Here is a 23,088-nt window from a genome sequence, read left to right as displayed (position 1 = left end):
CCGCCTGATATGCTGATTGGATTGGGGGGTGGCGTGGATCATGCCGCCGGCTCCTCCGACCCCGGTTCGGGAACCGAGTTCGACAGGTGGGCCAGCACGACCTTGGGTTCCACCACGCCCGTCAGGTGCCCTTCGTCATCGGTCACGGCCACGGGCAGGCCAAGGCTCGCCGCCTCGTAAAGCTGATGCAGCGGGGTGTCAGGACCCGCCACGGGCATGTCCGCCTGCATCGCGTCCGACAGCGCCCCGTCATCGCGCACCGCGCGGGCGATGTCGCGATAGGTGGCGATCCCCTCCAGCCCCTCGGCGCCGATCACGTGAACCGCATCGGCGTCGGCGCGGTCCAGTTGGGCCAGCGCCGCCGCCGGCGCGCTGCCAGCCGTAACCGTCACCGCAGGTTGCGCCACATCGGCGGCCGTGAACACGCGCCCGCGGTCGATGTCGGCCATGAAGGCCGCAACGTAATCGTCCGCCGGCTGGGCCACGATCTCGCGCGGGGTGCCGACCTGCACGAACCGCCCGTCCTTCATGATGGCGATGCGGTTGCCCAGCGTCATCGCCTCGTTCAGATCGTGGGTGATGAAGACGATGGTCTTGTGCAGCTTGCGTTGCAGGTCCAGCAACTCCTCCTGCATCTCGCGCCGGATCAGGGGGTCGAGCGCGCCGAAGGGTTCGTCCATCAGGATGATGTCGGCATCGGTGGCAAGACCGCGGGCGATGCCCACGCGCTGCTGCATCCCGCCCGAAAGCTGCGCGGGATAGCTGTCGGCCAACGCGCCCAAACCCACCTGATCCAGCGCCGCGCGCGCCTTGGCCGCACGGTCGGCCGGGCCGATCCCCTTCACCTTCAGCCCATAGGCCACGTTTTCAAGGATCGTGCGGTGCGGAAACAGCGCGAAATGCTGAAAGACCATGGAGATCTTTTCCCGGCGCACCTTGCGCAGCACATCCTCGGTGCAGGACGCGATATCGACGCCGTCGATCCGTATCTCGCCCGAGGTCGGGGGCACGAGACCGTTCAGCATCCGCACCAGCGTGGATTTGCCCGATCCCGACAGGCCCATGATCACGAAGATCTCGCCCTGCTCCACCTCGAAGCCCACGTCGTGCACGCCGACCGTCACGCCGGTGGCCGCAAAGATGTCCGCCTTGCTTTCGCCATGCGAAAGCCGCTCCAGCGCCTCGGGCGTCCTGTCGCCGAAGAGCTTCGTTGCGTGTGTCACGCATAATTTTATTGTCATGGGGAGTGGTTATAGTAAATTTTTGCCGATATCCAACCCGCGCGCGATCTTATGCTGGCAACGTCTTGATATAATGGTATATTATACCGGGAGTTCTTTCCAAGACAAGGCGTCGTCCATGCTGACGAGCGCGAGCCGCCAGACCCGGTGGCGCAACGCCAACCGTTCGAAATACGACGCGCATCTTGCGGTGCGGCGCGCGGTTTCGGATGGCACGCTTCAGAAACGGACCTGCGAGGTGTGCGGCGCCGCAAAGGTTGACGCACATCATGACCGCTACGATGCCCCGCTGGAGGTGCGTTGGCTGTGCCGCCGCCATCACGTCAAACTGCATCGGGGCGGCGAGGATATGTTCCCCCTGCGCGCCCCGCCCAAGGCCTCCCTGACCTGAGATGACAGGGCGGCGTCAGGCCCGCGCGAAACGGCCGATGGCGAACGGTTCCAGCGGCTCGTCCGTGCGGCCGGTGGCGATTAGATCGCTCATGACCTGCCCCACGCCGGGTCCAAGCTGAAATCCGTGCCCGCAAAAGCCGAAGGCGTGAAACAGCCCCGGCGTCGTCGCCGACGGTCCCATGACCGGCAGGCCGTCGGCCACATACCCCTCGCAGCCGGACCAGGTTCGGATGACCGCGACATCGGCCAGCGCGGGGCACAGACGCAGCAGGCTGCGCAACTGGTGTGGCAGGCGTGCGGGGTCCGCCTTGGCATATCCGTCGTCCAGATCGACGAAGCTGCGCTCCGCCCCGCCGCCAAAGACGATGTTCCCCCGTTCCACCTGCCGAAGATAGCCGTCGCGCCGTCCGGGGGCCGCCCACATGCCCACGACCGGATGAATGCGGTGCGGCAGCGGCTCGGTCACGCCCATCTGCGGGCCGCGCGCCTCGATCGGAACAGGCTCGTCAAAGCGGGCGGCCAGCCGCGCGCCCCAGGCCCCGGCGGTGTTCAGCAACCGCTCGGCGTGATGCTCCCCCCGCGCGGTGCGCACGGCGAACCCCGCCTCCGTGAGCGCGATGTCCAGCACCTCGCACTCCTCGACGATCGTGGCCCCCAGTTTCTGGGCCGCCGCGGCAAAGGCGGGGGCGATCAGGCGCGGATTGCCGCAGCCGTCCTCCCGCGCAAAGGATGCCCCGATCGCGTCGGGCCCCAGACCGGGAAAGCGGGCGTGGATCTCGTTCGGGCCGATCTCCTCGGGGTGGAACCCCCAGGGGTGCGCGTCGGCGATAAATCGGCGCATCGCTGTCAGACCATCCTCGTCGAAGACCAGCCGCAAATGGCCCGTGGCGCGAAATTCGACATCGCGGCCCAGCATCCGTTCGGCCTCGCCCCAGATTTCGCGCGCGCGGTGGGCCAGGGGCATCTGCGGCAAAAAGCGGCCGCTGCGGCGGATGTTGCCGAACGAGGCGACGGTGGCTCCGGCCCCGACGCGGCCCCGTTCGATCAACGTGACGCGCAGCCCGCGCCGCGCCAGAAAGAACGTCGCCGCCGTTCCCATCAATCCGCCGCCCACGACGACCACATCCATGACACTCTCCATCCTCGTCCGGGCCGTTGTCCCATGACGGGCGGGGGCGGGTCCAAGACGCAGACGGCGCACATCCATAACCCGGACTTATGCGGCGCGTCGTTTTGGGTCTTGGACCCGCAAGGCCGCGCCGTGGAAAGGTCGGGCAAACGGCGAAAGGGCTTGGCATGGACGGGGAAATGGGACCGGCGGACTGGAAGATCGGGGTCGATATCGGCGGAACCTTCATGGATTTCTGCGCGCTCGACACCCGCTCGGGCCGGGTCGCGTCGCTGAAGGTGCTGACAACCCCCGACGATCCGGGCGCCGAATTGCTGACCGGCCTGCGCCTTCTGGCCGAGCGGGAGGGGCTGGATCCGACCCAGGTCAGCCGCTTCGTGCACGGGACCACGGTGGGCATCAACACCATCATCCAGCGGCGGGGGGCGGATCTGGCGCTGATCACCAATGCCGGCTTCGAGGATGTGATCGAGCTGGGCCGCCTGCGGATGCCCGAGGTCTACTCGCTGTTCTGCGCCCGCCCCGAGCAGTTGATCCCGCGCGACCGGGTCTTCGGCATTCCCGCACGGATGCGGGCCGACGGAACCCAGCCGACCGCGCCCGACATGGACGCGCTGGACGCGGCGATCGCCACCGCCCAGGCACGGGGAGCTATGGGCATCATCGTCGCCTTCCTGCATTCCTGGCGCGACCCCGCGCAGGAGGATGCGGTCAAGGCGCGGATCGGCCAGATCGCGCCCGACCTTTTCGTCTTCACCTCGTCCGAGGTGTGGCCCGTCATCCGCGAATATGAACGCACGACGACCGCGATCCTGAACGGCTATGTCCATCCGCGGGTCGCGGGGTATCTGACCGCGCTTGAGGCGCGCCTGATTGACCAAGGCGTGCCCGCGCGGCCCATGCTGACCAAATCGAACGGCGGCCTGATGAACGCCGCCGAAGGCAAGCGCGCCTGCGTGAACATGCTGCTGTCGGGCACCGCCTCGGGCGTGATGGGGGCGGCGTGGCTGGCGCGGCAGGCGGGCGCGGGGCGCATCCTGACGCTGGACATCGGCGGCACCTCGGCGGATTTCGCGCTGATCGTGGACGGCGCCCCGCAATTCGGCACGGGCGAGCAGATCGGAGAGTTTCCGCTGCACGTCCCCTCCATCTCGGTCAGTTCCATCGGAATCGGCGGCGGTTCCATCGCCAGCGTGGATGACCGCGGCGTGCTGCGCGTGGGGCCGGAATCCGCCGGATCGACGCCCGGCCCCGCCTGCTATGCCCGCGGCGGAGAGCGCGCGACGGTGACGGATGCGCTGGCCGTCTGCGGATGGCTGGGGCACAGCCAGATGGCCTATGGCCAGTTGCAGATGGACACCGCTTTGGCGCGCCGGGCCGTGGGCCGTCTGGCGGACCAACTTGGCCGCCCGCTGGAGGACACCGCCCAAGCAATCCTCGACATCGCCGTGTCCGAGATGTTCGTGGAGGTGGAGAAGCTTGCCTCCCGCGCGGGGGTGGACCTGCGCGACTTCACGCTGATGCCCTTCGGCGGCGGCGGCCCGATGCTGGGCGCGTTCCTTGCCCGGGAAATGGGGATGTCGCGTGTGATGGCCCCGCGCCGCCCCGGCGTCGTCTCGGCCCTTGGGGGGTTGGTCGCGGACCTGCGCGGCGATTTCATCCGCACGATCTTCACCCGCCTCGACACGGCTGCCCTGCCCCGCCTTCAGGGCGCCCTGCACGACCTGCAATCCGAAGGCCGCGCCTGGTTGGCCGCACAGGGCCATGAGGGGCCGTCCATCCTGAACCTGACCGCCGATCTGCGCTATGTCGGCCAAAGTTACGAGATCGAGGTGCCGTTGCAGGCCGAATGGCTGGACGGCGATCCGGGCGCGGTGGCCGGGGCCTTTCACGCCGCGCACCGCCAGATCTATGCCTTTGCCGACGAGGACGGAGAGATCGAGGTCGTGAACCTGCGCCTGTCGGCCGTGGGCGCGGGCCCGCACCTGCACTTCCCCCAGGCACCCGAAACCCCGGCCCCCGCCCAACCCGCCCGCGCGGTGCCCGTCCACACGGGCGGCGCCACGCGCCCCGTCCCCCTGTTCCAGCGCGAGGATCTGACCCCCGGCGCGCGCTTTGACGGCCCGGCCATCGTCGCGCAGGAGGATACGACCTTCGCCATTCCCGCCGGTGCGTCCGCCCATGTGGACCGCCACTTGAACCTTCACCTCACCTTCGCGGAGTAAGCCCATGTTTGACCGCATGAATTTGCAGGTTCTCGCCAACCATGCCCGCGCCGCTGCCGAGAACATGGGCTATACCCTGCAGCGCACCGCCCATTCGGCCTTCGTCAAGGAGACGGAGGATTTCACCGTCATGCTGCTGAACCGCAAGGGCGAGACCTTTGCCGTGCCGATGGATCTGGGGGCGACCTGGTATTGCGGCCTGACCTTCGGTCGCGCCATCGACATGATCGACGATTACCGCCCCGGCGATGTCGGTTTCACCAACGACACCTATTCCAGCCATGTCGCCACGCACACGCCCGACATCGTGATCTGGAAGCCGGTGTTCTTCGACGGCGAGATCATCGCCTGGACCGGCGGGCATATCCACAACACCGACATGGGCGGGGCCGTCCCCGCCTCGTTGTCGCGCGCGCTGACCGACATCCATCAGGAAGGCATCCGGTTCCCGCCGATGAAGTTGGTCAACGAAGGCGTCTTCGACGAGCAGATCCTGCGCATCATGACCGCCAACGTGCGCAAGCCCGATCTGAATGTCGGCGACATCAAGGCGCTGGTCGGCGCGCTGAACACGGGCGAACGCAAGATCCTCGCCATGGTGGAGAAGTTCGGCAAGGACGCCTTTCTGGATGGGGTGGAGGCGCTGATGGACCATGCCGAGGCGCAGGCCCGCGACATCCTGCGCGCCATGCCCGACGGCACGTGGGAATTCGCCGATTACGCCGACGAGGATTCGGTCGAGGCCAACCCCTGCCGCCTGAAACTGACCCTGACGATCAAGGGGGACGAGGCGATTCTGGACTTCACCGGATCGGACCCGCAGCTTGGATCGTCGCTCAACGTGCCGTCGGGGGGCGATCCGCGCCATTCGATGCTGCTGGTCGGGATCTATTACATTCTCTATACCCTGAACCCCAAGCTGCTGATGAACACCGGGCTGACGCGGCCCTTCACCTGCATCGCGCCCGAAGGCACGGTGCTGAACCCGGTCAGCCCGGCGGCGGTGGGAATGCGGTCGCTGACCTGCGCGCGGCTCCGCTCGGTCCTGTTCGGCGGGTTCAGCCAGGCGGTGCCCGACCGTCTGCCCGCCGCGCCCGCGGGCAACAACTGCATCGTCAACGTCATGACCACCGACGAACGCAGCGGACGCAGCGTGATCGCGGCAGTGAACCCGGTGGTGGGCGGCGGCGGCGGAATGCCCCACCGCGACGGCACCAACGGGTCGGGGGCCGATGCGGCCTATCTGAAGAACACCCCGATCGAGATCACCGAAACGGAAACCCCGATCGAATTCCTGTCCTATGGTCTGGCGCAAGACAGCGGCGGGGCGGGCCGCTGGCGCGGCGGGCTGGCGACCCGGATGGCGTTCCGCGTCTTCGCCCCCGACAGCCGGATCACCGCGCGCAACCGCGACCGGTCGTTCTTTCGGCCCTGGGGCGTTCTGGGGGGCCGTGCCGCCGGTCTGTCAGACATGTGGGTCAATCCGGGCCGGGACGACGCCCGCCACCTGGGCAACATCGACACGGCGGTCCTGCAACCGGGCGACGTGCTGGAGATCCGGTCGGCGGGCGGCGGCGGGCGCGGCAACCCGCTGGAACGTGAGCCGGAGCGTGTCGCAAGGGATGTCGCGCGCGGCTATGTCTCGGCGGCGGCGGCGCGGCGGGATTACGGCGTCGTGCTGACCGACGGGGCCGTGGATCAGGCCGCCACCGTCGATCTGCGGTCGGGAATGACGGCCCATGACGGCCATTTCCATTTCGGCCCCGAACGCGACGGATACGAGGCGCAGTGGACCCCCGCCGCCTATGACCTTTTGACCGAAACGTTGGCCGACCTGCCGATCCACTGGCGTTTCTTCGCCAAGACCGAGATTTTCCGCCGCATGAAGGATCGGCGGGACGTGGACGGCCTGGCCGTGGCGATCGCCGAGACGCGGGCGCGTTTCCCGGAAATGCCGCTGCGGATGGCGGCGGAATGACCGGCCGCATCCAGCGCCTGTCCGAAACCGGGCGCCCCCCGGTCGGGTTCTGGCTGGACGGTCGGCCCTGCACCGCGATGCGCGGCGATACGGTGCTGACGGCGGTCCTTGCCCATGCGCGAAACCTGCGCCGGGACGAGTTCGGCCCCGAGGCCCGCGCCGGGTTCTGCCTGATGGGCGCGTGTCAGGATTGCTGGATGTGGCAGGAGGAGGGCCCGCGCCTGCGCGCCTGCTCCACCCCCGTGACCGAGGGGATGCGCCTGCGGACCGACACGCCGGAGGCATGGCCATGACCGACCGCGTCGTCATCGTCGGGGCGGGTCCCGCCGGCATCCGCGCGGCGGAAACGCTGGTCGCGGCGGGCCTTCGCCCCATCGTCGTGGACGAGGGGGCGCGCGCCGGCGGCCAGATCTATCGCCGCCCGCCCGAGGGGTTCCTCCGCCCGCCCGAACAGCTTTACGGGTCCGAGGCGGGCAAGGCGGGGGCCCTCCACGCCACGTTCGACGGCCTGACGGCGCGGGGTGCGGTGGACCATCTGGCCCGAAGTTCGGTCGTGGCGGTCGCGGATCAGGTGCTGCACGTGCTGACGCCCCTTGGCCGCCGCGAGGTGCCCTTCGACCGCCTGATCGTCGCCACCGGGGCCACCGACCGCCTGGCCCCCCTGCCCGGCTGGCAGGCGCCGGGGGTCTTCAGTTTGGGGGCCACGCAGATCGCATTGAAGGCGCAAGGGGTTGCGTTGGGGCGGCGGATGGTGCTGGCGGGCTCGGGCCCGCTGCTGACGCTGGTCGCGGTGCAGCTGATCAAGGCCGGGGCCCATGTCGCGGCGGTGTTGGACACCGCGCCCCTGCGGACCCAGGCGCGCGGGCTGGGCGGCCTTCTGGCCCGGCCCCGCCTTGCGGTGCGGGGGCTGGCGATGCGCGCCCGTCTGGGCCGACTTTATCATTCCGGCGTGCGTCTGGACCGGGTCGAGAGCGACGGGGACGGGCCGGTCGCGCTGCACTGGACCACCGCCGGAGGCGCCCCCCGGCGCACGGACTGCGACATGGTGGGGCTGGGCTGGCATCTGCGCCCGGACACGCAATTGGCGGGCCTTGCCGGGGCGCGCTTCACCTATGACGAAAGGTGGGCGCAATGGTTGCCGCAAAGCGACCTTTTCGGGCGCGCGGGGGCGGGGCTTTATCTTGCCGGGGACGGGTTGCGGGTTCTGGGGGCCGACGGGGCCGAGATTCTGGGGCGGCTTGCGGCGACGGCCTGCCTGCAGGACATGGGCCGGGCCGCGCCCGACCCCGCCGCCGATCTGCGCCGGTTGGCACGGATGCGGCGCTTCGCCACCGGCATCGCCACGGCCTTTCCCTGGCCGGCTGAAATGGTGCGACAAACGCCCGATGCAACGATCGTCTGCCGCTGCGAGGGGATCACGGCGGGTGCCTTGCGCGCCGCGGTCGATCATGGCGGGGCCGAAGCGAACCGGGCCAAATCGCTGGGCCGTGTCGGCATGGGCCGCTGTCAGGGACGGTTCTGCCAATTGGCGGGGGCCGAGATCATCGCGGGCCATGCCGGGATCCCCGTCGCGCAGGTCGGACGCCTGCGCGATCAGGCCCCCGTCCGCCCCGCCCCCATCGGCGCATGGGCCGCCGCCCCCGACACCGACTGACGTCCGGGGCGGGGGCCGTTACAGGCCACCCATGTGGAAGGCCTTGGTCTCAAGATACTCCTCGATCCCTTCCTGCGCACCTTCGCGGCCCAGACCCGACGCCTTGACGCCGCCGAAGGGCGCGACCTCGTTGCTGATGGTGCCGGTGTTCAATCCGACCATCCCGACTTCCAGCGCCTCGCCCACCCGGAAGGCCCGGCCCAGATCGCGGGTGAAGAAATAGGCGGCCAGGCCGAAGGGGGTGGCGTTGGCGATGGCCACGGCCTCCTCCTCGGTCTGGAAGCGGAAGATGGGCGCGACGGGGCCGAACGTCTCTTCCGATGCCAGCAGCATGTCGGTGCGGGCCCCTTCCAGAACGACGGGATCGGCGTAACCGGCGGGCAGATCGCGCGCCTTCGTCGCCGCCCGCGCGCCCTTGGCCGTGGCGTCGGCCACATGGGCGCGGATCTTGGCGATCGCCGCGCTGTTGATCATCGGGCCGATCTGGGTCCCGTCCTCGGTCCCCGGCCCGACCTGCAGCGCGTCGACACGGGCTGCCAGCGCCGCCACGAAGGCGTCGTGAATGCCCGCCTGCACAAGGATGCGGTTGGCGCAGACGCAGGTCTGCCCGCCATTGCGGAACTTGGACTGCATCGCCCCTTCGACCGCCGCATCCAGATCGGCGTCGTCAAAGACGATGAAGGGCGCGTTGCCGCCCAGTTCCAGCGACAGTTTCTTCAGCGTGGGGGCGCATTGTTCGGCAAGCAGGGCGCCCACGCGGGTCGATCCGGTAAAGGACAACTTGCGCACCACCGGGCTGGCCGTCAGCGTGGCCCCGATCGCTTCGGGGCGGCCCGTCAGCACGTTCAGCACCCCCGCCGGAATGCCCGCCCGTTCGCCTAGGATCGCAAGGGCCAGCGCGGAATAAGGCGTGAAATCCGACGGCTTGATGACCATCGTGCAGCCCGCCGCCAGCCCCGGCGCGACCTTGCGCGTGATCATCGCGATGGGGAAGTTCCACGGCGTGATGATGGCGCAGACGCCCACCGGCTCCTTCATCACAAGGATCTTCCTGCCCGGCGCGGGCGAGGGGATGATCTTGCCGTTGATGCGCCGCGCCTCCTCTGCGAACCAGCGCACGAAGGACGCGCCATAGGCGACCTCGCCCCGCGCTTCCGACAGCGGCTTGCCCTGTTCGGTGGTCAGGATCAGCGCCAGATCCTCGGTGTGGTCCAGGATCAGATGATACCAGCGCATCAGGATATCGGCCCGTTCGGCATGGGTGCGGGCACGCCAGCCCACCATCGCGGCCTCGGCGGCGGCGATGGCGCGGGTCGTCTCCTCGGCGGTGCAGTCGGGCATCGTGCCCATCGCCGTTCCGGTCGCGGGATCGACCACGTCCAGATCGGCGCGCGCGATCCATTCCCCGTCGATCAGGGCCGCCTGGCGAAAAAGCTGTGGATCGGTCAGGTTCATGGGTCGGCCTTTCAATGCGTTCAGGATGGCAATGCGTTCAGGATGGCGGTGGTGATCTGCCCCGTGCCATGAGAACCGGGGCGGGTGCCGATGCCCTGCGCCGTCGCGGTCTCGATGGCGGTCAGGATGGCGGCGGCGGCCTCGCTCTCGCCCAGATGGTCCAGCATCATGGCGCCCGACCAGATCGCGGCGATGGGGTTGGCGATGTCCTTCCCCGCGATGTCGGGGGCCGATCCGTGCACCGGTTCGAACATGGACGGGCCGCTGCGGTCCGGGCAGATGTTGGCCGATGCGGCAAAGCCGAGGCCCCCCTGGATCGCGGCGCCCAGATCGGTCAGGATGTCGCCGAACAGGTTCGAGGCGACGATCACGTCCAGATCCTGCGGCGCCATCACCATCTTGGCGGCCATGGCGTCGATATGCATGTGGCTGACCGCCACGTCGGGATAATCGGCCGCCACCTCGCGCGTGACCTCGTCCCAGAAGACCATCGAGTATTTCTGCGCGTTCGATTTTGTGACCGAGGTCAGGTGCTTGCGGCGGGCCCGCGCCTGATCGAACCCGAAGCGGATGATCCGTTCCACGCCCTTGCGGGTGAAGATGGCGGTCTCGGTCGCCACCTCGTTGTCGCGGCCCTGATGGACGCGGCCGCCCGCGCCGGAATATTCGCCTTCGGTATTTTCGCGGATGCACAGAATGTCGAAGCCCGTGGCCTTCAGCGGCCCTTCGACGCCGGGCAGCAGCCGGTGCGGACGGATGTTGGCGTATTGGTCGAACGCCTTGCGGATCGGCAACAGCAACCCGTGCAGCGACACGCTGTCGGGAACCGTGGCGGGCCACCCCACCGCGCCCAGAAAGATGGCATCGAACGCCCGCAACTGCGCGATCCCATCCTCGGGCATCATCGCCCCGGTCCGCAGATAGGTGTCGCAGGACCAGTCGAAACCTTGCGTCTGCAGCGCAAAGCCGAAGCGGTCGGCGGCGGCCTTCAGGACCGAGACGGTGGCGCGGGTCACGTCGACCCCGATGCCGTCACCGGGAATAAGTGCGATCTGGTGGGTGGTCATGGCGGACTTTCTTGTCAGATGTCGATCAGCACGGATTTCGTGCGGCGGTTCGCGGTATATGCTTCGCGTCCAAGGTCCTTGCCAAGCCCCGAGGCCTTCCAGCCCCCCGTCGGCAGGATGTGATCGCGCGACCGGCCATACCGGTTCACCCAGACCGTGCCCGCCTGCAACCGCCGTGTCAGACGCAGTGCCCGCGACAGATCGCGGGTGAACAGCCCCGCGCAAAGGCCATAGGTCGGATGCGCGGCCAGCTCCATCGCCTCGTCCTCGGTGTCGAAGGTCTGGAAGGTGGCGACGGGGCCGAAGATCTCCTGGGTGACGGCGGGGCTGGCCGCGGTGACGTCGCGGATCAGCGTGGGCCGATAGAAGCTGCCCGGATGATCGAACCGCGCGCCCCCGGTCACAAGCCGGGCGCCTTCGGCGACGGCGGCCTGCACGATGCCGTCGATGCGGGCCAGCTGCGTTTCCGAGATGATCGGGCAGAAGCCCGGCTGGTCGGCCCAGGTCGCGGCGGGCCGGTGAACGGCAAAGCGCGCGGCCAGACGTTCGGCCAGCGCGTCCGCGATGCCCCGCTGGACGATGATCCGCGATCCGGCCACGCAGAACTGCCCCGCATTGGGCAGGATGCCCCGTTCCAGACAGTCCGCCGTCAGGTCGAGATCGGCGTCGTCGAACACGACCATCGGGCTTTTGCCGCCCAGTTCCAGCGTCATCGGCTTGATGCCCGTGCGGGCCACATGTTCCATGATCGCCGCGCCCGCGCGGGTGGAGCCGGTGAAGCTGACCTTGTCGATCCCGGGATGGCCGGTGATCGCGGGCCCCGTCGTCACGCCATCACCCAAGACCACGTTGACCAGCCCCGCCGGAATGCCCGCCCGCACCGACAGTTCCGCCATGTAGAGGGCGGAGAACGGCGTCATCTCCGACGGTTTCAGCACGACTGCGTTCCCTGCGGCCAGCGCGGGCGCCATTTTCCAGCCGGCCATGGAGATCGGGAAGTTCCACGGCGCGATGGCGCCGATCACGCCATAAGGCTCGGACGCGATGAACCCCAGGCTGCCGGCCCCCGTGGGAACCAGATCGCCGCCCTCCTTGTCCGCGAATTCGGCAAAGAACCGGATTTGTTCGGCCGTGACCACGACATCCCCGGTCGCCGCGTGGGATACGGGACGCGAGGAACAGACGGCCTCCAGATGCGCAAGGGTGTCGGCCTCGGCCTCGATCAGGTCGGCCCAGCGATGCAGGGCACGGGTCCGGTCGCGCGGCGTCAACCCCGCCCAGCCCGAAGTGCCGAGCGCCGCGCGCGCGGCGGCGACCGCGCGGTCCACCATCGCGGCCGAAGCGACGGGGATGCGTGTCAGCACCCGCCCGTCGGACGGCGCGATCACGTCCAGCTGCGGCGTGTCCTCCACATAGGTGCCTGCGATGAAATGCGCCGCGCGCAGCATCAGATCGTCCGGTCGCCGTGACATGACGTCCCCCTTGTCGGTTTTGCCCATGATCGTTCAGGTGCCGCGACACCACCTGCCGAAAGGGCGGCCCTGACGGCAGATCGCGCGAAAGCCGAACCGCGCCGCCGCAGAAGATTTCGCGGCCCCTCAGAACTTGGCCACCTTGCCCCACTGGCTTTCGTCGAACCGCGCCAGCCTGTATTGCGCGGTTTCGGTCAGGGGCGCGCGGCCCAGCACCATGTCGGCCACAAGATGGCCGACCCCCGGCCCGATCCCGAACCCGTGCCCCGACAGACCCGCCGCCAGCACCAGCCCCGGCACGCCCATATCCGCGTCGATGACCGGCACCCCGTCGGGCGTGCTGTCGATATACCCCGCCCAAGAGGCCTGGACCGGGATGTCGCGCAGGGCGGGCAGCAGCGCGCGCGCCCGCGTCAATGTCTGCCGGATCAACGCCGGCGCGGGGGCGGGGTCCAGCACGCGCATCCGCTCCATCGGTGTTTCGCGGTCCAGCGCCCAGATCCGCCGCGTCTCGAACCCCGCGCGCCAGCCGCCCGTCCCGCCCACGCGCAGCGCGCGCCAGCGTTTGGCGAACATCGGCAGAAACTGCTTCGACCCCCGCAGCATTCCCGGCGTCAGATCGACCGAGGCGCGGCCCGAGATCGCCAGCGTGTGCCCGCCATCCCCCCGCCGCGTGATGGACACGTCGGCGGTGTGCAGCGCATCGGGCAATCCTGTCGCGCCCGGCATGATCGACAGGATCGAACTGCGGATCGAGGCTTGCGGAAAATCCACGCCCATCTGGTGCAGAAAGCTGGACGCCCACGCCCCGCCGGCGACGACCACGCGGGCCGTGCGGATCGTGCCGCGTTCGGTGACGACCCCGGCGACGCGACCGCCCGCCATCTCGATCCCGCGCGCGGCGCACATCTGGACCACGCGGCCGCCGTGCTTTTCGACCCCCTGCGCGATGAAGGGGGCCGCGCGGGACGGATCGGCCGTGCCGTCCGAAGGCGACCAGACGCCGCCGCGCCAGGTGCGCCCGGTCGCGGCCGCCCGTTCGGACGCCTCCGCCCCCGTCAGCATCCGCGTGTCCACCCCCGCCGCGCGGGCAAAACGACCCCAGGCGGCCCAGCCGTCCAGCTCCGCCTCGCTGTTGGAGAGATAGAGGAGGCCGCAGCGAGAAAACCCGGTACCGGGCCCCAGATCGCGTTCGATATCCTCCCACAAGGTCAGGCTGGCGGTGGACAGCGGCAGTTCGCGCGCGTCGCGATTCTGCTGTCGGCACCAGCCCCAGTTCCGGCTGGACTGCTCGGCCCCGACGCGCCCCTTTTCCAAAAGCACGACCGCCTGCCCCGCCCGCGCCAGCCAATAGGCGGTGCAGACCCCGACGATCCCCCCGCCGATGACGACGCAATCGGCATGGGACGGCAGATCCGGGTCGGTGCTGATCGTGGCAAGCGGCGCGGGCATGGGCTGTCTTCCTGTTCGTGGCACGATCAGATTAGACCGGGGCGGACGGCGTGATATGCCGCTGTCACCTTCACAGACGGCATCATTTGTTGTAGCCGGTCTTGTTCGTAGGCGCATCCGCTGATGCCTTGCCAAGAAGGAGCTGTGCCGCATGGCCGACCACAAGCTGGATCGCATCGATGTCAGGATTCTGGCCGAATTGCAGCGCAACGGTCGCATCACTAATGTCGAACTGGCCGATCTGGTGGCCCTGTCGCCCTCGCCCTGCCTGATGCGGGTGAAAAAGCTGCAGCAGGCGGGCTACATCACCGGCTATACCGCACAGATCGACGTGGCCAAGCTGGGCGAGACGTTGACCGTCTTCACCGAATTCACGCTGAAGAATCACCGCCAGATCGACTTTGCCCGTTTTCAGGAGGCGCTGGAAAAGGTCGACAGCTGCATCGAATGTCACCTCGTCTCGGGCGGCTACGATTATCTGGCGAAATTCGTGACGGCGGGGATCACCGATTATCAGAACATCGTGGAGGCCCTGATCGACCGCGAGATCGGGATCGACAAGTATTTCAGCTTCGTCGTCATCAAGACGCCCTTCGTGAAAAGCCAGATCCCGCTGACCCGGCTTTTCACCGACCGCCCCTAACGGCGGGCGAACTGCGCGACCAGTTCGGGATCCTGTTCCAGACGGCGCAGCCAGTTCGGATCCAGTTGCGGGATGGAGGAAATCAGCAACCGCGAATAGGGGTGGCGCGCCTTGGCGGCCATGTCGGCGGCGGGCAGCGCCTCCACCACCTCGCCCTTGAGCATGACCAGCACGTCGTCGCAGATCGCCTCCACCGTGGACAGGTCGTGGCTGATGAACATGTAGCTGAGGTTCAGTTCGCGCTGCAACTCCTTCAACAGATCGAAGATCGCGGCCCCGACGACGGTGTCGAGCGCGGACGTGATCTCGTCGCACAGGATCAGGTCGGGTTCGGCGGCCAGCGCGCGGGCCAGGTTGATGCGCTGCTTCTGGCCGCCCGACAGTTCGGCGGGCAGGCGAAAGCGCAGGTTGGCGGGCAGGTGGACCATCTCCAGCAATTCGATCACCCGGCGATCGCGCGCCGCCCCGCGCAACCCGTGATAGAAGGTCAGCGGGCGGCCCAGGATCGTCTCGATCGGCTGGGCGGGGTTCAGCGCGGTGTCGGCCAACTGGAACACGATCTGCATCCGCCGCAACTGATCCTTGCTGCGCTGGCGAAGATCGGCGGGAAGGTCCGCGCCGTCCAGCCGGACCTTGCCGCGATAGGCGGGCAGGATCCCCGCGATCGCCCGCGCCAGCGTCGATTTGCCCGAACCGGATTCGCCGATGACCCCCAGATTGCGTCCACGCTCCAGCGTGAAGCCCACATTGTCCAGAATGCGGATCTGGGGTGTGCCGTCGCGGATCAGACCATAGCCCGCGGCAAGGCCCTCCACCGTCAGGATCGGGCTGGCCGCGGCGCGGGGCGCCACCGCCTGATGTCGCGCGGGTTCGAACGCGTCCAGAAGCTGGCGGGTATAAGGGTGGGTGGGCGCGTTCAGGATCTGCTCGGTCGTGCCCTCCTCCTGGATCTCGCCGCCTTTGAGGACGATGATCCGGTCGGCGATCTGGGCCACGACGGCCAGATCGTGACTGACATAGACCCCCGCCATCGACGCCCGGTCCATGACCGCGCGAAAGGCGCGCAGCACCTCGATCTGGGTGGTCACGTCCAGCGCGGTCGTCGGTTCGTCGAAGATCACCAGTTGCGGGTCGGAAATCAGCGCCATCGCCGCCGACAGGCGCTGCAACTGCCCACCCGACACCTGATGCGGAAACCGCGCGCCGATGGTGTCGGGATCGGGCAGCGCCAGCGCGCGGAACAGCTCGCGGGCCTTTGCCTCGGCCTCGGCCCGCGGCATCAGCTTGTGGATGGCCGTGACCTCCACCACCTGATCCATGATCCGCTTGGACGGGTTGAACGCCGCCGCCGCCGATTGCGGGACATAGGACACGTCGACCCCGCGCAGCGACCGTCGCCGGCGTTCCGACATGGCGGTCACGTCGTGCCGCCCGACCCGGATGCTGCCCCCCCGGATGGCACACCCGGTGCGGGTGTGCCCCATCAGGGACAGCGCGATGGTGGTCTTGCCGGAACCGGATTCGCCGATCAGGGCCACGATCTCGCCGGGAGCGATGTCGAAACTGACGCCCTGGATGATCGCCACGTCGCGCCCACTGTCGGTTTTGGCCCCGATGCGCAGGTCGCGAACCGAAACGAGGGGCGTGTCTGCGGAGGTGTCGGCCATCATTCGCTCCGATCTCTGATGCGGGTGGGCAGGTTGTCGATGAACAGGTTCACCGAGATCGTCAGCGTGGCGATCGCGACCGAGGGGAAGATGACCGCCGGCGCGCCAAGGCTGAGCCCCTCGATGTTCTCGCGCACGAGGCCGCCCCAGTCGGCATTGGGGGGCTGCACCCCGATCCCCAGAAAGGACAGGCCCGACAGGACCAACACGATGAAGACGAAGCGCAGGCCCAGATCGGCCAAGGCCGAGCCGAGGATGTTGGGCAGGATCTCGCGCAGGATCAGATAGAAGAACCCCTCCCCCCGCGCGCGGGCGACGGTGACGAAATCCATCGTGTTGACGTTGACGGCCAGCGCGCGGGCAAACCGGTAGGACCCCGGCAGATAGATCACGGCCAGCGTCAGGATCAGCACCGGGATGCTGGAGCCGACCGCGGCCACGACGACCAGCCCGAACAGCAGCGAGGGAATGCCGTTGAACGCATCCAGAAGCCGCGACAGGATGGTGTCGAACCAACCGCCGACCACGCCCGCGATCATGCCAAGAAGAACGCCCCCGGTGCAGGCCAGAACCACCCCGGCCAGCGCGATCCCGACGGTATAACGTGCGCCCATCAGCACGCGCGACAGCACGTCCCGCCCCAGATAATCGGTGCCCAGCCAATAGGTATCGCTGACAGGGCCGAAATAGTCCCAATCCACCACCTCGCCCGGCGGATAGGGCGCGACCCACGGGCCGATGACGGCCATGACCGCCCAGAACAGCATGATGGCCAGACCAAGGCGGCCGACCCAGTTGAACGAGTAACCAAGACGGGCCGGGGTGGGGATGAACTTGAGCGATCGGGTCATCAACGGCGCAACCTCGGATTGGACAGGATGGCGATCACGTCGGCCAGCGTGATCAGGGACAGATAGCTGACGCAGAAGATGATGGCGCAGGTCTGGATCAGCGGCAGATCGCGCGTCGCCACCGCATCCACCATCAGCTTGGCCACGCCGGGATAGTTGAAGATCGTCTCCACGATGATGACGCCCCCGACCAGATAGGACAGCGACAGCGCCATGGCGTTGGCGATGGGGCCAAGCGCGTTCGGCAGGGCGTGGCGCAGCACCATCCGGGGCCGCGACGCCCCCTTCAGCAGCGCCATTTCCACATAGGGGGTGTTGATCGTCTCGATCAGGGCCGCGCGGCTCATGCGGATCATCTGCGCCGCGACCACGAAGCTGAGCGAGATGACCGGCATCGCATAGGCGCGCAGCATGGCGCCCCAACTGTCCATGTTCACCCCATAGCTGAGCGCGGGCAGCCATCCGAGCCAGACGGCGAAGACCAGCACGGCCAGCGTCGCCACCATGAATTCGGGCACCGAGATGACCGAGATGGTGAAGATCGACACGATCCGGTCCAGAAGCGATCCCCGATACATCGCGGCCAGAATGCCCAAGGTCAGCGCGATCGGCGTGCAGACCACCGCGACGATCCCCGCAAGACGCAAGGAATTCGCCAGCCGGCCCGCCAGAAGGTCCGCCACCGGCAGGTTGTTGACATAGGACATGCCCAGATCGCCGGTCGCAAGCCCAGCGAGCCAGCCCAGATAGCGCGAGATCGCCGGTTCATCGAGGCCCATGGCCGTGCGCAGGCCCGCGACCGCCTCGGGCGTGGCCGCCTGGCCCAGCAGGATCTGCGCCACGTCGCCGGGCAGAAGCTGGGTTGCGAAGAACACCGCGAAGGACACGATGAACAGGGTCAGGATCGCGATGGCCAGTCTTTGGACGATCAGGATCCAGGTGGTGGATGATAGCAGCATGCCGCCCCCGTTTTGGAAGTGGCCCGCGCACCGCATCGGCGCGCGGGCGGATGGGCTCAGTCTTCCAGCCAGACGTATTCGGCGAAGGCATAGCCGAACTGGCCCCCAAGCGGGTTCGGGCGCATCCCCTTCAGCTTCGATGACAGCACATCGACGTTCGAGATATAGGCCGGGATGACGGTGCCCGCCTCGTTCGCGACCATCTCCTGCATTTCCCAGTAGATGTCGCGGCGCAGGTTGTCGTCCAGCAGGCCGCGCGCTTCAAGCAGCATGGCGTCGAACTTCTCGGACTTGTATTGGCTCTCGTTCCACGGCGCGTCCGAGGCATAGAGCAGCGAGAACAGGATGTCCGGGGTCGGGCGCGGGTTGATGTTGCCCAGATGGATCGGCGATTGCAGCCAGTAATTCGACCAGTAGCCGTCCGCCGGCACGCGCTGGACGCGGAAGTTCATCCCCGCCTCACGTCCTGCCTGCTGCACCACCATCGCATAGTCGATGCCGGAATTGGGCGCGTCCGAGGTGATGATCTCGATCTCCTGCCCCAGGACGCCCGCCTTTTCAAAGGCGGCGCGGGCGCGCTCGGGATCGTAGGCGCGGGGTGCGAGATTGGGGTTGTGATACCGGTCCATGGGCGAGATGGGCTGATCGTTGGCAATCTGACCCAGACCGCGCAGGACCGAATTCACGATGACCTCGCGGTTCATCAGATACTTCATCCCTTCGACCATGCCCGCCTTGTCGCCGGGCGACAGGTCCAGACGGATGTTGACGTTGGTGTAGTTGCCCGCCGTCGTCACCGAGGACGTGACCTGGCTCTGGCCTTCGATCGTGCGCATCGAGCGGGGGTTGACCGATGCCGCCAGATGAACGTCGCCCGACAGCACCGCGTTGACCCGGGCGTTGTTGTCCGAGATCGCGAAATACTCGAAACTGTCGAGATAGGGCATCTGCTCTTTGAAGTAGTTCGGGTTGCGCACCCCGATCGACCGGATGCCGGGCTGGAATTCGTCGCAGATGAAGGCGCCGGTGCCGTTGGCGGTGCTGAAATCGGTCGTGCCGTCGGCCACGATCATGAAATGGTGCAGCGACAGGATCACCGGAAGGTCGGCATTGGCGGCGGCCAGTTCGATCTGCATGGTCAGATCGTCGCTGGCCTTGAAGTCGACCATCTGCGCCGCGATGGCCGCCGCTTTCGAACCCACCGCGGGGTCGAGGTGGCGCCGCATGGAATAGATCACGTCCGCCGTGGTCAGCGGTTTGCCGTCATGGAACGTCACGCCCGGGCGCAGCTTGACCTGCCACGTCTTGGCGTCATCGCTCTCGACGCTCTCGGCCAACTCCATCTTCAGCTCGCCCCCGTCCTCCAGGAAGGTCAGGCGGTTGTAGAAGGCACAGCAGCGGACGTAATCCGTCGACAGCGACGCCTTGGCCGGATCCAGCGTGTCGGCGGTGGAGGACGACCATCCCGCCCCCCGCAGGTGCCCGCCCTGAACAGGCGTCTGCGCCACGGCGCGCGAGGCGCCCAGAAGAAGCGAGCTGCCCGCCCCCATGGCCACGCCCGATGCCATCAGCATCTTGATAAGGTCGCGGCGCGAGGCGCCCCGGCGGATCGCATCCTCGACCATCGCATCGTCGCGGCGGGTCCAGTTCGTCGTCTTGTGCGTCATGTTCGTGCTTCCCCGTGATATGCCCGGAAGATTCGATGCCTTCCGGGGCTGTTGATCTCAAGCGGCGGCGGCCTCGACGGCGTCCGCCAGGTCGCGCAGTGACAGGAAGTGATGGTCCGGTTCGGTGAAGGCCTGCGGCGCGATGCTGCCGCCATATCCGTCCTGACCGTGGCGGCGCTGGATCCACGCGCTGGTCAGCCCCAGATCGCGCGCCACGCCGATGTCGTGATACTGGCTTTGCGCCGCGTGCAGCAGATTCTGCCGGTCCGCGCCTTCCGCGCGCAGAAGCTGGAACGCGCGTTCGAAAAACGCAGGGTCGGGCTTTTCGGTGCCGGTGTCGTCGGTCGTCAGGCTGGCCCAGAACGGTTGGCCCAGCTTTTCGGCGTATTTGTCGAAGGCCCACCGCCGGGCGTTCGTCAGCGCGATCAGCCGGGCGTTCCGCTTCAGCCGGGCCAGGGCCGCGACGCTGTCGGGAAAGGGCACGGCCTCGGCGGCGGCATCGACCAGCGCCTGCCGGTCGGAGGGCGTGTCGGGCAGCCCCGTCGCGGCGGCGATGCGGCCATAGCAGCGGGCCAGATCGTCCGGGAACAACCCCGCCCCCTCTTCGGCCCGGGCGGCGCGATAGATGTCCAGCGCCCGTTCGGCATCGAAGCGGACGCCCGACCGCGCGGCGATGGCCCCAAGCGCGGAGGTGATCGCACCTTCAAAGTCGATCAGCGTGCCGACGACGTCGAAGCTGACATAATCGAAATCGGCCAGCGACCGATCTGTGTTCTGCGCGTCCATGAAAACCTCGTCTGTCGGTGAGGGTGGCCGCCCTTCGTGCGGGGCGGTCCGTAAGGTTCAGCCTCCTCTGGCGCGGGCGCGCGAAGTCACCAAAAGGTGGCGGGAGGGCAGCATTATATTCCGTTCTTATGCGGTCGACGGCAGAACCGCCCCGCCGGGGTTCAGTATCCCAGCCCGCGATCCACCACCCCCGGCAGGGGCATCCCCGCGCGGGCCGCCGCCACGACTTGCAAGGCGAAGGCCGCCCCGTCCGCCGCATCGGTCTGGGCGGCGACATGCGGCGTCACGATCACCCGCGGATCGGTCCAGGCCCAGTGATCCGGCGGCAGCGGTTCGGGGTTCGTCACGTCCAGCATGGCGGTGGACAGGTGCCCCGCATCCAGCGCGCGGCGCATGGCATCCATGTCCAGTTGCGCGCCCCGCCCGGCATGGACCAGCATCGCGCCGGGGGGCAACGCGGCAAAAAGGGCGTCGTTCAGGGCCCCTCGGGTTTGGTCGGTCAGCGGCATGAGGCAGACCAGCAGGTCGCTGCGGGCCAGAAACGCGCCGATCCCGTCCGCGCCATGCACCTTGATGCCCCCCGGCCCCCGGCCCGAGCGGCTGTAACCCTCGACCTCGAACCCCAGCGACCGCAGGCTTTCGGCCGCCAACGCGCCGATGCGGCCCATCCCCATGATCCCGACACGGCGGGACCGCGCCGTACGGACGGGCCGGGCCTGCCACGCGCCCCGCCGCGCCTGATCGACATAGGCGGGCAGGTCGCGATGCAGGCATAGCGCGGCCATCGTCACCCAGTCCCGCACCATCGCATCCAACCCCGGCGACAGGGTGCGGACCAGGGTCACCCCCTCCGGCAGGTCCGACAGATGGTCGGTCCCCGCCCCGACGCAGATCACGCAGTCGAGGTTGGGATAGCGGGACAGATCGGCGGGCGGCGTCCAGCAGGCGATCTGCGTGACGGCACCGGGGTCGGTCACCTCGGCCTCGGAGGCGAAGAATGGCTCCCCCGCCGCCGCGAAGGCCGCGCGCCAGACCACCTGCCGTTCGGGCGTGGAGGTCAGAAGCAACGCCATCAGCGCAAGGCCGCGCGGATCTCGGGGTCTTCCAGCGTCAGGTCCAGCACCTTGCGCGTGCGATCGACAATCGCGTCGATCTCGTCTTCAGTGCAGCACAGCGGCGGGGCATAGCCGAAGATGCCTTGCGGAAAGGACCGCACGACCAGCCCCTGATCCCAGGCGCGATCGAACAGGCGCGTCGCGGGCTGCACCGCCGCGGGCAGCGGGGTCTTGGCCGCCTTGTCGGTGACCAGTTCGACCGCCGCCAGCATCCCGCGCCCGCGCACGTCGCCCACCAGCGGGTGATCGCGCAGCCCCTCCAGCCCGGCCAGAAGGCGGGCCCCGGCGCGGCGGCCATTCTCCAGCAGGCCGCCTTCGTACAGGGCCAGAACCTCCAGCCCGACCGCCGCCGACACCGGATGCGCGGAATAGGTGAACCCGTGCCCGACCGCCTTGGCCCCCGCCCCTTCGGCGATGGTTTCATAGACGTGGTCGCGCATCAGGACCGCCCCCATCGGGGCATAGCCGGAGGTGAGCCCCTTGGCGACGGTCATCAGGTCGGGGACGATGCCCTCATCCTCGCAGGCGAACAGCGGGCCGGTGCGGCCGAAGCCGGTGATGACCTCATCGGCGACGAACAGGACGCCGAAGTCGTCGCAGACCGCGCGCATCGCCTTGATCCATCCGGCGGGCGGCACCAGAACCCCGCCCGATCCCTGGATCGGTTCGACATAGAAGGCCGCGACCCGCTCCGGGCCAAGGGCTTCGATCTTGGCGCGCAGTTCGGCGGTGGAGGCGTCGATGATGGCCTGCGGATCGGTGCCCACCCGATTGCGATAGATGTAATGCGAGGAGATCTTGTGCTGCCAGTCATAGGGCACGCCGAATCCGTCGTGAAAGCCCGGCAGGGCGGTCAGCCCCGCGCCCATCGTGGTCGATCCGTGATACCCCTGCGCGACCGAGATGACCTGATCGCGCCCCGGTTGCCCCTTCGAATGCCAGTAATACCGGATGAAGCGGATCGTGCTGTCCACCGCGTCCGACCCGCCCAGGGTGAAATAGACGTGGTTCAGATCGCCCGGGCTGCGTTCGGCCAGCGCGGCGGCCAGCCGGATCGGCGCCTCGGCCCCCAGATCGAAATAGCCGGTGGCATAGGGCAGGCGGCGCATCTGTTCGGTCGCGGCCTCAATCACCGATTCCTGGCCATAGCCGGCATTCACGCACCAAAGGCCCGCGAATCCGTCGATCAGGGTGCGCCCTTCGGCATCGGTGACGGTGGCGCCCTTGGCCGAGGTCAGCACCCGGACGCCGCGCGCCTCGTGCCCCCGGAACGAGGAGACGGGGTGGATCAGATGGCGACGGTCGAGTTCGACAAGCGAATTTGCAAGCATGGA

At 68.2% G+C, this 23,088-nt stretch carries 19 protein-coding genes; 6 read left to right on the top strand and 13 right to left on the bottom strand.

The window, feature by feature from the left end:
- Positions 1 to 38 precede the first annotated feature (38 nt).
- A complete protein-coding gene (locus MU449_RS14255; protein ID WP_244739297.1) occupies positions 39 to 1,223 on the bottom strand; it encodes a quaternary amine ABC transporter ATP-binding protein in 1,185 nt (394 codons plus the stop codon).
- Between the two features lie 136 nt (positions 1,224 to 1,359).
- On the opposite strand from MU449_RS14255, the gene MU449_RS14250 reads away from it, so the two are divergent.
- Entirely contained in the window at positions 1,360 to 1,632 is a 273-nt protein-coding gene (locus MU449_RS14250) for a hypothetical protein (protein ID WP_244739296.1), read from the top strand.
- Positions 1,633 to 1,647: 15 nt separating this feature from the next.
- Here MU449_RS14250 and MU449_RS14245 read toward each other — a convergent pair whose 3' ends face one another.
- Entirely contained in the window at positions 1,648 to 2,763 is a 1,116-nt protein-coding gene (locus MU449_RS14245; protein WP_244739295.1) for an NAD(P)/FAD-dependent oxidoreductase, read from the bottom strand.
- 167 nt (positions 2,764 to 2,930) lie between these two features.
- On the opposite strand from MU449_RS14245, the gene MU449_RS14240 reads away from it, so the two are divergent.
- The 4 genes from MU449_RS14240 to MU449_RS14225 are packed head-to-tail and all read left to right on the top strand — an operon-like array spanning position 2,931 to position 8,620.
- Entirely contained in the window at positions 2,931 to 4,988 is a 2,058-nt protein-coding gene (locus tag MU449_RS14240) for a hydantoinase/oxoprolinase family protein (protein ID WP_244739294.1), read from the top strand.
- Positions 4,989 to 4,992: 4 nt separating this feature from the next.
- On the top strand, positions 4,993 to 6,966 hold the full coding sequence (locus MU449_RS14235; protein WP_244739293.1) for a hydantoinase B/oxoprolinase family protein: 1,974 nt from the start codon (positions 4,993 to 4,995) through the stop codon (positions 6,964 to 6,966).
- Positions 6,963 to 7,259, top strand: coding sequence for a (2Fe-2S)-binding protein (locus MU449_RS14230; protein ID WP_244739292.1), 297 nt, complete (start codon positions 6,963 to 6,965; stop codon positions 7,257 to 7,259). The genes MU449_RS14235 and MU449_RS14230 overlap by 4 nt, the downstream gene beginning before the upstream one ends.
- On the top strand, positions 7,256 to 8,620 hold the full coding sequence (locus MU449_RS14225) for an FAD/NAD(P)-dependent oxidoreductase (RefSeq protein ID WP_244739291.1): 1,365 nt from the start codon (positions 7,256 to 7,258) through the stop codon (positions 8,618 to 8,620). Before MU449_RS14230 ends, MU449_RS14225 begins: the two co-directional genes overlap by 4 nt.
- A gap of 18 nt (positions 8,621 to 8,638) precedes the next feature.
- On the opposite strand, the gene MU449_RS14220 is transcribed toward MU449_RS14225, so the two are convergent.
- From MU449_RS14220 to MU449_RS14205, 4 genes are all read right to left on the bottom strand, one after another.
- Positions 8,639 to 10,075, bottom strand: a complete 1,437-nt coding sequence (locus tag MU449_RS14220) for an NAD-dependent succinate-semialdehyde dehydrogenase (protein WP_244739289.1) — start codon at positions 10,073 to 10,075, stop codon at positions 8,639 to 8,641.
- A 20-nt stretch (positions 10,076 to 10,095) separates the two neighbouring features.
- Complete coding sequence (locus MU449_RS14215) at positions 10,096 to 11,142, bottom strand: tartrate dehydrogenase (protein ID WP_244739288.1); 1,047 nt, start codon at positions 11,140 to 11,142, stop codon at positions 10,096 to 10,098.
- A gap of 14 nt (positions 11,143 to 11,156) precedes the next feature.
- The gene (locus MU449_RS14210; RefSeq protein WP_244739287.1) at positions 11,157 to 12,614 is read right to left on the bottom strand and encodes an aldehyde dehydrogenase family protein; all 1,458 of its coding nucleotides are present in this window, start codon (positions 12,612 to 12,614) and stop codon (positions 11,157 to 11,159) included.
- A gap of 126 nt (positions 12,615 to 12,740) precedes the next feature.
- On the bottom strand, positions 12,741 to 14,066 hold the full coding sequence (locus tag MU449_RS14205) for an NAD(P)/FAD-dependent oxidoreductase (RefSeq protein WP_244739286.1): 1,326 nt from the start codon (positions 14,064 to 14,066) through the stop codon (positions 12,741 to 12,743).
- Positions 14,067 to 14,217: 151 nt separating this feature from the next.
- On the opposite strand from MU449_RS14205, the gene MU449_RS14200 reads away from it, so the two are divergent.
- Positions 14,218 to 14,709, top strand: coding sequence for an Lrp/AsnC family transcriptional regulator (locus MU449_RS14200; protein ID WP_244739285.1), 492 nt, complete (start codon positions 14,218 to 14,220; stop codon positions 14,707 to 14,709).
- Here the strand turns inward: MU449_RS14200 and MU449_RS14195 are convergent.
- From MU449_RS14195 to MU449_RS14165, 7 genes are all read right to left on the bottom strand, one after another.
- Complete coding sequence (locus tag MU449_RS14195) at positions 14,706 to 16,379, bottom strand: ABC transporter ATP-binding protein (RefSeq protein ID WP_244739284.1); 1,674 nt, start codon at positions 16,377 to 16,379, stop codon at positions 14,706 to 14,708. The genes MU449_RS14200 and MU449_RS14195 overlap by 4 nt on opposite strands.
- The gene (locus MU449_RS14190) at positions 16,376 to 17,227 is read right to left on the bottom strand and encodes an ABC transporter permease (protein ID WP_244739283.1); all 852 of its coding nucleotides are present in this window, start codon (positions 17,225 to 17,227) and stop codon (positions 16,376 to 16,378) included. Before MU449_RS14190 ends, MU449_RS14195 begins: the two co-directional genes overlap by 4 nt.
- Complete coding sequence (locus tag MU449_RS14185; RefSeq protein ID WP_244739281.1) at positions 17,227 to 18,186, bottom strand: ABC transporter permease; 960 nt, start codon at positions 18,184 to 18,186, stop codon at positions 17,227 to 17,229. Before MU449_RS14185 ends, MU449_RS14190 begins: the two co-directional genes overlap by 1 nt.
- 56 nt (positions 18,187 to 18,242) lie before the next feature.
- Positions 18,243 to 19,853 carry an ABC transporter substrate-binding protein gene (locus MU449_RS14180; protein ID WP_244739279.1) on the bottom strand — a complete coding sequence of 537 codons (1,611 nt, stop codon included), beginning with the start codon at positions 19,851 to 19,853 and terminating at the stop codon, positions 18,243 to 18,245.
- 57 nt (positions 19,854 to 19,910) lie between these two features.
- Complete coding sequence (locus MU449_RS14175) at positions 19,911 to 20,639, bottom strand: HAD-IA family hydrolase (protein WP_244739278.1); 729 nt, start codon at positions 20,637 to 20,639, stop codon at positions 19,911 to 19,913.
- Positions 20,640 to 20,800: 161 nt separating this feature from the next.
- Positions 20,801 to 21,712: a 2-hydroxyacid dehydrogenase gene (locus tag MU449_RS14170; RefSeq protein WP_244739276.1), complete on the bottom strand. Its 912-nt coding sequence runs from the start codon at positions 21,710 to 21,712 to the stop codon at positions 20,801 to 20,803.
- Complete coding sequence (locus tag MU449_RS14165) at positions 21,712 to 23,085, bottom strand: aspartate aminotransferase family protein (protein ID WP_244739274.1); 1,374 nt, start codon at positions 23,083 to 23,085, stop codon at positions 21,712 to 21,714. Before MU449_RS14165 ends, MU449_RS14170 begins: the two co-directional genes overlap by 1 nt.
- Positions 23,086 to 23,088: the final 3 nt, after the last annotated feature.

The sequence above is a fragment of the Falsirhodobacter halotolerans genome (assembly GCF_022899245.1).
GTDB lineage: Bacteria > Pseudomonadota > Alphaproteobacteria > Rhodobacterales > Rhodobacteraceae > Falsirhodobacter > Falsirhodobacter halotolerans.
Note: the sequence above shows the minus strand (reverse complement) of the source record. Positions and strands in the feature narration are given on the sequence as shown.